The organism is Rothia mucilaginosa (assembly GCF_001548235.1).
Lineage (GTDB): Bacteria > Actinomycetota > Actinomycetes > Actinomycetales > Micrococcaceae > Rothia > Rothia mucilaginosa_B.
The window spans coordinates 450660-463155 of the sequence record NZ_AP014938.1 but is presented as its reverse complement, the minus strand read 5'-3'; the positions used below and the strand labels follow the sequence as shown (position 1 = coordinate 463155).

The following is a 12496-nucleotide window of genomic DNA, read 5'->3' as shown; positions in this document are numbered from 1 at the left end:
CCACCCGATCGTCGGGAGCCAGTGGTTGCGGTGATAGGGTGCTCAGGTGCCCCGAAGAGCACTCTTGAACAATGTGCATATCTTTCAACTATAGTGCGAACTAGCGCACATATGCCAGGTGAGAAGCCAGAATATCAACACTAGATACACTTTTATGCACTCAGCACAGAAGAAGGTGCATATAGCGAACGAAAAGTGCGAAAGAACGACTCAAGAGAGCACAGAAAACCCCCTCTCGCACCGGCAAACCTTGCCGGCGAAAAAAGGGGGTTCACGTTCAAGCTTTTTCAGCGTGAATGACGCTTAGATGGTGCCCAGAACCGGGTTCCACTCGGTGATGGTGTGAGACAGAACCGCTCCACCAATGTTCATCGGGTCGCCGGCAACCAGCTTCTCGGCCGCCTCAACGGAGTCGACCTTTGCAATCAGCAGAGCGCCGGCGGGGGTCTCGCCATCCAGCAGAGGACCGGAAACAATCAGGTTGCCCGCCTCAATCTGCGAACCAAGGTACTCGCGGTGAGCCGGGCGGTACTTCGCCTGCTCCTCGGGAGCTGCGTAAACATAAGTAATTGCGTAATAAGCCATAACGGTCTTCTTTCGAGCAGGGCGGAGGAACCTCCGCAGCCGGTCGGTGCTTCATGCACCCTCACTGTCTAATGTACCGTCTCGGGCGCCGGACGGGCATCACCGGCGGCAAGAAATTGATATGGTGAGAAGCCAGTGCGACTCGGTAGAAACCGGCAGGTTTTGGCGGTGAGCTGAAAGCGGGTCGACATACGGCAGAGTAGTTTTGGACAGGACAGAAAGGCGCAGCCCATGGAAGAGAATATGCATACCGAGAGCGGTCATTCGGTTTTGGATGCCCCGCGCATCCGCACCATCGCAATGGAAACCGGGTACTCCAGCGTACACCTCTACGATGAAGTCGACTCCACCACCACCCGCGCCCGCGAACTACTCATGGACGGCACGGACCCCGAACGCGAACAGCTCGGCGAGCTCTCCGTCTACGCCAGCCTCTACCAAAGCGCCGGACGCGGCCGCCTCGCCCGAGCCTGGACCGCCCCACCCGGAGCCTGCCTCGCCGCAAGTATCGTGGTGCGCCCGCACGCCTCCGCAGACCCGCTCGCCCGAGAACTACCCGAAGACAGCTACCACTGGCTGACCCTCATCGCCGGGCTCAGCGTGGTCGATATTTGGCGCAGCTACGGGGTAGACGCCGCCCTCAAATGGCCCAACGACGTCATCGCACAGGGCGCTAAGGGCTGCGGAATCCTCGCCCAGCTTGTTCCCGAAAGCGGCTCCACCGAGGGGCGGCGCAGCATTATTGTGGGCATCGGCCAGAACACGAACATGTCCGCCGAACAGCTGCCTGTGCCCACCGCAACCAGCCTGAGTCTGTGCACCGGGCAGGTCATCGACTCCTCCGAGGTGCTCACCCGACTGCTGAGCATCTTCGCCCGCCGCTACCGCGCCTTCGTGCGCGCCGGCGGCGACCCCGAACGCCCCGACCCCCTCAACTCCGACCCCTTCAAGCCCGAGAGCATCAGCCTGCTCGACCAGGCACGCGCCGCCACCGCAACCCTCGGAGCCAGCGTGCGCATGAGCCTGCCCGACGGAAGCACCGTAGAAGGCATCGCCGAAGACCTTGACGCGCAGGGGCGCATCCTCATTCGCCGCGAGGACGGAACCCTAGAGCCCTACGCGGTGGGCGATATTGAGCACCTTCGCCCCGCCAACGGTAGCTACGGAGATTTTCAGCAGGCACACTAGAACCAACCCCTAAAATTTCTGCCCATAAAACTTCAGCCCATAAAATTTCTGCCCAGCACGGCAACTCCATCACCCCACACCACCTCAACCGGCGCCTCCAGCCGGAACATAACAACCAGCACAGCTAAGGAACACCATGCGTTTGCGCGGAAAACTCAACCCCGGTGAGCATGTCATCATTGCGACCCGACAGCACTACGGTGCCCTGCTGCCCGCGCTCGCCTACCTGCTGGTTGCTATAGCCGCCTCAACCTTCGCCTCCACGGCACGGTCCTCACCGATTCTGTGGACTCTCGGCATGATCTGTGCGGTAGGTACCCTGATTAGCGCCGTGCGCACCGCCTGGCGTTGGGCAACCACCTACTACCTGCTGACCACCCACCGGCTCGTAGTGCGCCGCGGCATGATGACCCGCAGCGGAGATGAATCCCTCTACCTGGATTCCATGGGGGAACGCTGGGCAAAACAGCGCGGCCTGGGGGCGTGGCTGGGCTACGGTTCGGTGTATGTGGTCTGCCGCGGGGTGCACCACCGCCTGACCTACGTGCCCGAGCCCAAGCGCTTTGAAAAAGAAATTAAGGCCGCCCGACGCGACTACTACGCCCTGCGCTCCCGCTACATCTAGCCCTCTCCGGGGTGCGGCCGCCCGCTACAGGGGGGCGGGCCGGTTGGCTCAGAGTCTAACCCGGCACCTAAATCTGCCGAAAAAATGCGGATTAGAGTATTCTTAAATGTGAATTACTCCACTAAAATATCTTTGGATGTGGGCGCTTTGACGCCCATAACATCGCAGTGGGGGTATAGTAACAAGGCGCTATACAGTGAAGCAGTGCACAATCGACGCACGGCACACGCTAGCGCACTCGCACGATAGAACAGATGATTCGGCAGATTTGAAAGGAGCGGCAGCGGCAATGAGCACGGCAGACCCCCAGAAACCTGCACACTCTCCGCAGGGCACCGGCGCCACCATGGGCCCCGAAACCCAAATGCTGAACCTCAAAATTCTGCAGAACCTCGCCCAGAACAATATCTACCGAGACGAGGAATCCAAGGCAGGAATCCGAGCCCTCGAAAAGTCGCTCCTGGGACAGGGCCGCCGCTACACCCCCATAGAAGCCGCAGAATGCGCCGGACTTCCCCTCGAAACCGCCCAGCGCATCTGGCACAACATGGGCTTCCCGACCATTGCCGACCACGCGCCCTACTTCACTGAAACAGACGTGCAGATGCTCGCCGACCTGCAGAAGTTGGACGCAGAAGGCGACATCCGCATGGAATATGTGGCATCCCTCGTGCGCGCCGAAGGTCAACTGACCGACCGCACCGTCGCCTGGCAGATTGAGGCGCTCGTGCACAACATCATGGTCACCGAAAACCTCAGCGATAATGATGCCCGCCGCAAGCTCCTCAAAGACTTCCCGCGCTACCTTGAGGTTCTCGAGCGTCTGGCGCTGTACGCATACCGTCGCCAGATGTACGCCGGAATCCTGCGCTTGGGATTGCGCGAAAACAATGTGACCACCTCCGGACTTTCCCGCCTGCCCCTGGTGCGCGGTGTCGGATTCGTTGATCTGGTCTCGTACACCTCCCTGGTGCGTAACCTGGACGCCGCGGCTCTCTCTCAGCTCATCAACCACTTCGAGCAGAGCTGCCTGGACGTTATCGCACCCCTGGGCGGTCGCATTATTAAGACTCTTGGTGACGAAGTTTTCTTCCTCACTGAAACCCCGGACGCTATCGCAGAAATTAGCCTGCAGCTCTCCGAAAAGATCGGTGCCGACCCGCAGTTGCCGGATGCACGCGTCGCCTTCATTTGGGGCGAGGTTCTGGCTAACCGCGGCGACGTGTACGGCTCCAGCGTGAATCTGGCTGCGCGCCTGGTCTCCCTGGCTGAACCGGGTACCGTGCTGACCGATAATGAGACAGCAAACACGCTCCGACAGGTGGGAAATCGCTATACTCTCACCTCTCAAGGAACGCGAAACGTTAGAAGCTTTGGTAACGTAGACCCCGTGGCGGTGACTCGTCGCGTGAACTACACAATGGAGATAGACCTCTCATGACTGAACTGAAACTACGTACCGGTGGTGCAACGCACCGCGGCGCACATCGAGAAAATAACGAAGATTCGATGGTCGTCGCCGGTTCCCTTTGCGTGGTCGCGGACGGCATGGGAGGCCACGAGGCGGGCGAGGTTGCTTCGCGCCTGTGCGTGCGTCAGCTCGCCTACTCGCCGTTCTTCACGATGCCCGGTGGCCGTAGCGAAGAGGAACAGCAGACCTACCTTGAGCGCCTCGCAGCTATTGACGAGGAAGACCCCGCCAAGCGCCGCCGCCGCGCAAACACCCTGCTTAACAACGAAATCGTGGGCACCCTGAACCGCCTGCACGATATCCTCGGCGAAACCAACGAAGAAATTAAGCAGGCGCTCTCCCGCTCCGGCGGTACGACCGTCACCGGCGCCTGGCTGACCAGCATCGGTGACCGTAACCTGTGGGTTATTTTCAACGTGGGTGACTCCCGAACCTATCGCCTGCTACGTGAGGACGAGGGTATTCACCACTCCGCCATGGAGAAGCTGCCCGGCGCTGAGGGCTCCGCCTCGCTGGAGCAGGTCACTAGCGACCACTCTGAGGTGCAGTACCTGGTCGACGAGGGTCAGATTACCGCCCTGGAGGCGCTGACCCACCCGCGCCGCAACGTGATTACCCGCGCGCTGGGTACCGGCAACTACTGGGAACCGGACTTCTGGGTTCTGCCCGCCCGCGCCGGTGACCGCCTGATGCTCTGCTCCGACGGTCTTTCCGGTGAGCTTTCGCACGAGTACATGGCGCGCGTGCTTACTTCGATCCGCCACCCGCAGGACGCCGCTGACGTGCTCCAGCACGAGGCGCTACGATCGGGCGGCCGCGACAACATTACCGTGATTGTTGCCGACGCTGTCGAAGCCTAAACTTCATACCGTGTGATTCACCCCCGTTTTCTCGGGTGCTCGATTGAGCGCCTATAGGAGGCGGGGGTGAACTGTATCCGAAGGCAGCGTTACTGACCGTAGAGATTGAGCGTAGAGGCAGTGAATATGCGCCTGCGGAACCCGGCAATATGACGAGCGATAGGGGAGAGGATGACGAGTAATAGGGGAGAGGACCGGCAAAAACGCTAGACTGGACGGGTGACTGAGAACAACACCACCCAGCAGACTGCCCCCGCCGAGACTCGAGCAGAGAGCACCGCAGAAAACACCGCGGAAATTACCGAGGCCCTGCGTGCCGAGTACGCGGAACTGACCGATAAGATTCGTGCCGCCCGCCGCGCCTACTACAACGAGGACGCGCCCTTCCTCTCCGACGCCGAGTACGATGCGCTCTACCGCCGCCTCGAAATCATAGAGGCGGAGCACCCGCTCATCATTGCGAATGACTCGCCCACTCAGGAAGTCGGCGGTGAAGCCATCGAAGCTTTCGCGCCCGTCACCCACCTGCAGCGCATGTACTCCCTCGAGGACGTCTTCTCCTTCGAGGAGCTGCGCGCCTGGCTGACCAAAACCGATGAGAGTGTCCGCAACCTCACCGGTAGCGCACCGCAGTGGCTGACCGAGCTGAAGATTGACGGCCTCGCGGTGAACCTGCTCTACCGCAACGGCACCCTCGTGCGCGCGGCAACCCGCGGCGACGGCACCACCGGCGAAGACGTCACCCACAACGTGCGCACCATTGCGAGCATCCCGCAGCAGCTGACCGGCGAGAACCACCCCGAAGAGATTGAAATCCGCGGCGAAGTGTTCATCTCCTCCGCCGATTTTGAGAAGCTCAACGAGTCCATGATTGCCGCCGGCAAGAACCCCTTCGCGAACCCGCGTAACGCCGCGGCAGGCTCGCTACGCCAGAAGGACGCGGCGGTGACCGCATCGCGCCCGCTGAGCATGTACGTGCACGGCATCGGGTCGCGCACCGGCCTGGATATTGCCACCCAGTACGAGACCTACGACCTGCTCGCCTCCTGGGGCCTGCCCGTGAGCCCCTACAGCGAAATCGCCGATAACACCGAGGCGGTGTTCGACTTCATTAACAAGTACGGCGAGCAGCGCCACTCCCTAGTGCACGAAATCGACGGCATCGTCATTAAGGTCAACGACTTCACGACCCAGGCTCAGCTGGGCTACACCTCCCGCGTGCCGCGCTGGGCGGTTGCGTATAAGTACCCGCCCGAGGAGGTGCACACCAAGCTGCTGGACATCCGCGTGGACGTGGGACGCACCGGCCGCGTGACCCCCTACGGCGTCATGGAGCCCGTGTTCGTCTCCGGCTCGACCGTGGAACGCGCCACCCTGCACAATCAGGACGTGGTCAAGGCTAAGGGCGTGCTCATCGGTGACACCGTGGTGCTGCGCAAGGCAGGCGACGTGATCCCCGAGATTGTCGCCCCCGTGGTCGCCCTGCGTGACGGCACCGAACGCGAGTTCGTCATGCCCAGCGAATGCCCCTCCTGCGGCTCGCCCCTTGCCCCCGGCAAGGAAGGCGACGTGGACCTGCGTTGCACGAACCCGCGCTCCTGCCCTGCACAGCTGACCGAGCGCGTGTACTACGCGGCAAGCCGCGGCGCCTTCGACATTGAGGCGCTCGGCTACGAAGCAGCAAAGGCACTCACCAGCCCCGCAACCCCGGACACCCCTCCGCTCACGACAGAGGCACACCTGTTCAGCCTCAACATCGAGGACCTGCGCGAGGTCACCATCGAGCGTGAGAAGAAGGTCAAGGGCGTGGGCACCGGAAAGATGGAGCGTGTGCCCTACTTCTACACCAAACCGACCAAGGCACGCCCCGAGCCGAAGCCCACGAAGAATACGCTGAACCTCTTCGCCGAGCTGGAGAAGGCAAAACAGCAGCCGCTGTGGCGCGTGCTGGTTGCCCTCTCGATTCGCCACGTGGGCCCGACCGCTGCCCGCGCGCTCGCCGCGGAGTTCGGTTCGATGCAGGCGATCCGCGAGGCTGACCGTGAACGCCTTGCCGCTGTGGACGGTGTGGGCACCACGATTGCCGACTCGATTATTGAGTGGTTCGCTGAGGACTGGCACGCCGAGGTTGTGGACTCCTGGGCTGCCGCCGGCGTGCGTATGGAAGATACTCGCGACGAGTCCGTGGAGCGCACCCTGGAGGGTCTGACCGTGGTCGTGACCGGTACGCTGAACGGCTACACCCGTGACGGTGCGAAGGAAGCCATTATTTCTCGCGGCGGTAAGGCATCCGGTTCGGTGTCTAAGAAAACCCACTTTGTGGTCGCAGGCGCGAACGCCGGCTCGAAGCTGGATAAGGCTCAGCAGCTGGGACTGAAGGTACTGGATGAGGAGGGCTTCACCGCCCTGCTCGAGGGCGGTCCGGAGGCGGTCGAGGCTACCGCCGAGTAGGCCCGGTAGCGGGGTCATCTGAACCTGACCCCTGCAATATATAGAGTGCAATATATAGAGCATTCAGGCTCTGGAGTGCGTGCTCCAGAGCCTGAATGCCAATTTTTGGCATTTATAATTACCACAGCTTTTAAGGTGGAAGCGCCTTAAAACACTCCCAAAGCGAAGAAATATTTAAAAAATATTTACACGCCGTTCAAAACCCTTAAAGGTGGCGCTCATCAACCCCGAATCAGAAAGCTCAGCGGGGGAGTGCATCCGAGTTAAACCCCTAGAAAACCCCGAAATTTCGGGGGAAAACCCCTAAGGTACGCGGGGCTCGAGGTCTTAATTAATGTTTCCTGCACTTTTTACCTGAAAGAACCCTGGGAGAACTCGGGACGTTCGCTGTGAACTTGAAATCAGGTTGGAATCATAAAAAACCTCGGCTATCTTTGAGACCAGATAGATTCTCGCAAGGGAATCGCCTGTGTGGTTTCAAGCTTGGAATGCTTGAAACGATGCCCGGTTCTACCGCACGTCCCCATCGAGGAAGTGCCACCCGGATTCCGCACACAAGTGCAGAATCGCTCACGGTGACATGAAATCGGTGGAGAGCCGCTCACATGGTAGAGCCAGAACATGAGTAACCTACTTCGTTATCAAAGGGTGAGCGGCGGCGCGTTAGAGTTCCGGGGACGGAACGAGCGGGGACGGCCCCAAGGAGCATTATGAAGAACACTTCCATTCGTCGTACCGCAGCAGCTCTCGCCATCGGTGGCGCTGTAGCAGCTACCCTGTCGATGCCTGCTGCAAACGCAGTAGACGGTGCTACCTGGGATGCACTGGCACAGTGCGAGTCCGGTGGCAACTGGTCCATCAACACCGGTAACGGCTTCTACGGCGGTCTGCAGTTCACCCAGCAGTCCTGGAACGGCGTCGGCATGTCCGGCTCCCCCGCGACCGCTTCCCGTGCACAGCAGATCGAGGCTGGCGAGCGTCTGCTCGCTATCCAGGGCTGGGGCGCATGGCCCGCATGCTCCGCTAAGCTTGGCCTCTACGGCAAGACCGGCGCAGCTCCCACCTACACCGAGCCCACCACCACCGTGGCTGCACAGTCGCAGACCCAGCAGACCTACACCGCTCCCGCGGCACAGGTTGCACCCGCAGCTCCTGCAGCTCAGGCTGCACCCGCAGCAGTTGAGGCACCCGCTGCACCGGCAGCTCAGGCAGCTCCCGCAGCAGTTGAGGCACCCGCCGCAGCACCCGCTGCACCGGCAGTTGAGGCTCCCGCAGCAGCACCCGTTGCAGCTCCCAAGGCTGCAGCAGGCACCTACACCGTGGTTCCCGGTGACTCCCTCTCGCTGATCGCTGCAAAGCTCGGCGTTGCAGGCGGCTACCAGGCAATCGCAGCTGCGAACACCGACATCATCTACAACGTTGACCTGATCTTCCCCGGCCAGGTTCTGACCATCCCCGCCTAAGGATTAACCCTCAAGCGTAACGTGGACACGTTGTGGCCCAACGCCCCGCACCTCACACGAGGAGCGGGGCGTTGAGCATTTAACCCTAAAACAGGGGAGAAGGACACCGCCTGAACACACAAACCAGCAGGTAAACCCTCCAACCCCCAATGAGACGGAACACGCAACCTCCACTACACTAGAGAAGAGACAAGAAAACAAACTACGGGAGAACCATGTCTGCCATCACCTTTGAACAGGTAAAGCACCTGGCATCGCTGGCACTCATTGAGATGACCGATGAAGAACTCACCGCGATGGCGTCTGAGCTGGACGTCATCGTCGCATCCGTTGAGACCATGTCGCAGAAAGCAACTGCCGACATCCCCGCGACCAGCCACCCCATCCCCCTCGAGAACGTCTTCCGCGAAGACGTACCCGTCACCACCCTCACCCAGGAAGAGGCGCTCTCCGGCGCCCCCGACGCACAGGACGGCAAGTTCCGCGTGCCGGCAATCCTCGACGAAGACTAAGAGGAGAACAACCAAGTGAACGAACTGATCCAGCTCACCGCCGCAGAAGCAGCAGAAAAGCTCGCATCCGGCGAAATCACCTCCGTCGAGCTCACCCAGGCACACCTGGACCGCATCGCAGCCACCGACGGCGCACCCCTAAGCGATAACCGAGCAGACGGCAAGAGCGGCCTCAACGCCTTCCTGCACATCAACGCCGAAGAAGCACTCGCCACCGCAGCAGCAGTGGACGCAGACCGCGCAGCAGGCAAGGAACTGCCCCTGCTCGCAGGCGTACCCATCGCCGTCAAGGACCTCATCGTCACTAAGGGCCAGCCCACCACCGCAGCATCGCGCATGCTCGAAGGCTGGATGAGCCCCTACGACGGCACCGTCACCCGCAAGGTCCGCGAAGCACGCATGCCCATCCTCGGCAAGACCAACCTCGACGAATTCGCAATGGGCTCCTCCAACGAGCACTCCGCATTCGGCGTAGTCCGCAACCCCTGGGCACTCGACCGCGCACCCGGCGGCTCCGGCGGCGGCTCCGCAGCAGCCGTCACCGCCTTCCAGGCACCCCTGGCGCTCGGCACCGACACCGGCGGCTCCATCCGCCAGCCCGCAGCACTGACCGGTAGCGTCGGCGTCAAGCCCACCTACGGCTCCGTCTCCCGTTACGGCGTCATCGCCATGGCATCCTCTCTCGACCAGGTCGGTCCCGTCGCCCGCACCGTCCTGGACACCGCACTGCTCCACGAAGCGATCGCAGGCCACGACCCGCTCGACGCAACCTCCCTGCCCGATGAGCCCGGCAACTTCGTTGAAGGAGCCAAGGCAGGCGCAGAAGCCGCACGCAAGCGCGACCTGTCCGGCCTGCGCATCGGCGTCATCAAGGAACTCGGCGGCGGCGACGGCGAAGGCTTCGAAGCAGGCGTCCTCGCACGCTTCCGCGAATCCGTCGAAGAGCTGCGTGCCGCAGGCGCAGAGATTATCGAGGTCTCCCTGCCCTCCGTCACCGAAGCCATCAGCGCCTACTACATGATCATGTCCTCCGAGGTGTCCTCCAACCTGGCACGCTACGACGGCGTCCGCTACGGCCTGCGCGTCGTACCCGAAGACGGCCCCGTCACCATCGAACGCGTCATGTCCGCAACCCGCTCCGCAGGTTTCGGCCACGAGGTCAAGCGCCGCATCATCCTCGGCACCTACGCACTGTCCGCAGGTAACTTCGACGCCTACTACGGCGCCGCACTGCGCGTACGCACCCTCATCCAGCGAGACTACGCAGCAGCATTCGAAAAGTGCGACGTGCTCATCTCCCCGACCGCGCCCTCCACCGCGTTCAAACTCGGCGAGAAGACCGAAGGCGACCCCATGGCAATGTACCTGGGCGACGTCGCAACCGTGCCCGTCAACCTGGCAGGCGTCCCGGCGCTCTCCCTGCCCGGCGGCCTCTCCGAAGAGAACAACCTGCCCGTCGGCATCCAGTTCACCGCACCCGCCCGCGAGGATGCACGCCTCTACCGCGTCGGTGCAGCCCTGGAAGAACTGCTGACCGCAAAGTGGGGCGCACCGCTCTACAAGAGCCTGCCCGACACCGAAACCCTGATCCGCGACTTTGACTTTGGGGGAACCAAGTAATGAGTGAAGAAGTCCTCAGCTTCGAAGAAGCCATCGAAAAGTACGACCCGGTCCTCGGCTTCGAGGTGCACGTCGAACTGAACACCAAAACCAAGATGTTCGACTCCGCACCCAACGAGTTCGGCGACGAACCCAACACCAACGTCACCCCCGTATCGCTCGGCCTGCCCGGCGCGCTGCCCATGGTGAACAAGACCGCTGTTGAGTCCGCCATCAAGCTCGGCCTGGCACTGGGCTGCGAGATTGCAGACAAGTCCTACTTTGCCCGCAAGAACTACTTCTACCCGGACTCCCCGAAGAACTTCCAGACTTCCCAGGCTGGCGGCCCCATCGCGGAAAACGGCTCCCTGGACGTTGAGCTCGAAGACGGCACCATCTTCACCGTCGAAATTGAGCGCGCCCACATGGAAGAAGACGCAGGCAAGCTCACCCACGTCGGCGGTGCAGACGGCCGAATCCAGGGTGCAACCTCCTCCCTGGTCGACTACAACCGCGCAGGCGTGCCCCTGATTGAGATCGTCACCCGACCCATCGTCGGCGCCGGCGAGCGTGCACCCGAACTGGCACGCGCCTACGTTGCCGCAATCCGCGACATCGTCCGCTCCCTCGGCATCTCCGACGCCCGCATGGAACGCGGTAACGTCCGCTGCGACGCCAACGTCTCCCTCATGCCCAAGGGCGCCGAAAAGTTTGGCACCCGCTCCGAAACCAAGAACGTGAACTCCCTGCGTTCGGTTGAGCGCGCCGTCCGCTACGAGATTCGCCGCCACGCAGCGATCCTCGAACGCGGCGAAAAGATCACCCAGGAGACCCGCCATTGGCACGAAGACACCCGCGAAACCTCCTCGGGTCGCCCCAAGTCCGACGCTGACGACTACCGCTACTTCCCCGAACCGGACCTCGTACCGGTCGTCACCAACAGCGAGTGGATTGAGCGTCTGCGTGCCGAACTGCCCGAACCCCCGGCAGAACGCCGCCGCCGCCTCAAGGGCGAATGGGGCTACTCCGACGAAGAGTTCCGCGACGTAGTCAACGCAGGCGCACTCGACGTCATCGAAGAGACCGTCGCCGCAGGCGCAACCGCAGCAGCAGCCCGCAAGTGGTGGATGGGTGAAATCGCCCGCCGCGCAAAGCAGGCTGAGGTTGAGCTCACCGCCCTCGGCGTGGAGCCCGCAACCGTGGTCGCCCTCGAAGCGCTCATCTCCGAAGGCAAGATCAACGACAAGATCGCCCGCCAGGTGCTCGAGTTCGTCCTCGCCGGTGAAGGCACCCCCGCCGAAATCGTTGAGGCACGCGGCCTCGCCGTGGTCTCTGACGACGGCGCGCTCACCGCAGCCGTCCAGGAAGCACTGGCAGCAATGCCCGACGTTGCCGACAAGATCCGTGCCGGTAAGGTTCAGGCTGCTGGCGCTATCGTCGGTCAGGTCATGAAGGCTACCCGCGGTCAGGCTGACGCCGCCCGCGTGCGTGAGCTGATCCTGGCTGAGTGCGGCGTGGAAGGCTAAGCTTTTCCGCTGACCCGGCTCTAACGTAAAAGAGGCGCTGTCTCCCGAGGTGGGAGGCGGCGCCTCTTTCGTGCTCTCTCAGATTCCGCTTGGAAAGGCGGTTATCGTCCTCGTTCCTACAGGGGCACCCGCCCTCGCTTCGCTTCGGGCACCCTGATGTCACGTTCGGACGATACCGCCTTTCCGCGCTGGGATACTGTGCGGGTGCGGCCGCGT

The 12496-nt window shown here is 62.1% G+C and carries 10 protein-coding genes; 9 read left to right on the top strand and 1 reads right to left on the bottom strand.

Annotation, left to right across the window (positions count from 1 at the left end):
* Positions 1–303 precede the first annotated feature (303 nt).
* Positions 304–585 carry a YciI family protein gene (locus RM6536_RS01740; protein WP_049341641.1) on the bottom strand — a complete coding sequence of 94 codons (282 nt, stop codon included), beginning with the start codon at positions 583–585 and terminating at the stop codon, positions 304–306.
* A gap of 243 nt (positions 586–828) precedes the next feature.
* Here RM6536_RS01740 and RM6536_RS01735 point away from each other — a divergent pair, with 243 nt between their 5' ends.
* From RM6536_RS01735 to gatB, 9 genes are all read left to right on the top strand, one after another.
* The gene (locus tag RM6536_RS01735; RefSeq protein ID WP_231917978.1) at positions 829–1773 is read left to right on the top strand and encodes a biotin--[acetyl-CoA-carboxylase] ligase; all 945 of its coding nucleotides are present in this window, start codon (positions 829–831) and stop codon (positions 1771–1773) included.
* 136 nt (positions 1774–1909) lie between these two features.
* Positions 1910–2398 (top strand): glucose ABC transporter permease, encoded by a 489-nt coding sequence (locus RM6536_RS01730; RefSeq protein WP_060823782.1) that lies wholly within the window; start codon positions 1910–1912, stop codon positions 2396–2398.
* A gap of 289 nt (positions 2399–2687) precedes the next feature.
* Complete coding sequence (locus RM6536_RS01725; protein ID WP_060823781.1) at positions 2688–3839, top strand: adenylate/guanylate cyclase domain-containing protein; 1152 nt, start codon at positions 2688–2690, stop codon at positions 3837–3839.
* Positions 3836–4729 (top strand): PP2C family protein-serine/threonine phosphatase, encoded by an 894-nt coding sequence (locus tag RM6536_RS01720; RefSeq protein ID WP_060823780.1) that lies wholly within the window; start codon positions 3836–3838, stop codon positions 4727–4729. The genes RM6536_RS01725 and RM6536_RS01720 overlap by 4 nt, the downstream gene beginning before the upstream one ends.
* Positions 4730–4948: 219 nt before the next feature.
* The gene (gene ligA, locus RM6536_RS01715) at positions 4949–7180 is read left to right on the top strand and encodes an NAD-dependent DNA ligase LigA (RefSeq protein ID WP_060823779.1); all 2232 of its coding nucleotides are present in this window, start codon (positions 4949–4951) and stop codon (positions 7178–7180) included.
* 710 nt (positions 7181–7890) lie between these two features.
* Positions 7891–8643: a transglycosylase family protein gene (locus RM6536_RS01710; protein WP_060823778.1), complete on the top strand. Its 753-nt coding sequence runs from the start codon at positions 7891–7893 to the stop codon at positions 8641–8643.
* A 215-nt stretch (positions 8644–8858) separates the two neighbouring features.
* Complete coding sequence (gene gatC / locus RM6536_RS01705) at positions 8859–9155, top strand: Asp-tRNA(Asn)/Glu-tRNA(Gln) amidotransferase subunit GatC (RefSeq protein ID WP_005507016.1); 297 nt, start codon at positions 8859–8861, stop codon at positions 9153–9155.
* Between the two features lie 15 nt (positions 9156–9170).
* Positions 9171–10775: an Asp-tRNA(Asn)/Glu-tRNA(Gln) amidotransferase subunit GatA gene (gene gatA, locus RM6536_RS01700; RefSeq protein ID WP_060823777.1), complete on the top strand. Its 1605-nt coding sequence runs from the start codon at positions 9171–9173 to the stop codon at positions 10773–10775.
* Positions 10775–12280 carry an Asp-tRNA(Asn)/Glu-tRNA(Gln) amidotransferase subunit GatB gene (gene gatB, locus RM6536_RS01695; protein ID WP_060823776.1) on the top strand — a complete coding sequence of 502 codons (1506 nt, stop codon included), beginning with the start codon at positions 10775–10777 and terminating at the stop codon, positions 12278–12280. Before gatA ends, gatB begins: the two co-directional genes overlap by 1 nt.
* Positions 12281–12496: the final 216 nt, after the last annotated feature.

What these genes read in the sequence shown, in the direction of transcription:
- RM6536_RS01730 (WP_060823782.1), top strand. Translation starts at nt 1,910, where the DNA reads ATGCGTTTGCGCGGAAAACTCAACCCCGGTGAGCATGTCATCATTGCG.
- gatB (WP_060823776.1), top strand. Translation starts at nt 10,775, where the DNA reads ATGAGTGAAGAAGTCCTCAGCTTCGAAGAAGCCATCGAAAAGTACGAC.
- RM6536_RS01740 (WP_049341641.1), bottom strand. Translation starts at nt 585, where the DNA reads ATGGCTTATTACGCAATTACTTATGTTTACGCAGCTCCCGAGGAGCAG.
- RM6536_RS01725 (WP_060823781.1), top strand. Translation starts at nt 2,688, where the DNA reads ATGAGCACGGCAGACCCCCAGAAACCTGCACACTCTCCGCAGGGCACC.
- RM6536_RS01710 (WP_060823778.1), top strand. Translation starts at nt 7,891, where the DNA reads ATGAAGAACACTTCCATTCGTCGTACCGCAGCAGCTCTCGCCATCGGT.
- gatC (WP_005507016.1), top strand. Translation starts at nt 8,859, where the DNA reads ATGTCTGCCATCACCTTTGAACAGGTAAAGCACCTGGCATCGCTGGCA.
- RM6536_RS01720 (WP_060823780.1), top strand. Translation starts at nt 3,836, where the DNA reads ATGACTGAACTGAAACTACGTACCGGTGGTGCAACGCACCGCGGCGCA.
- RM6536_RS01735 (WP_231917978.1), top strand. Translation starts at nt 829, where the DNA reads ATGCATACCGAGAGCGGTCATTCGGTTTTGGATGCCCCGCGCATCCGC.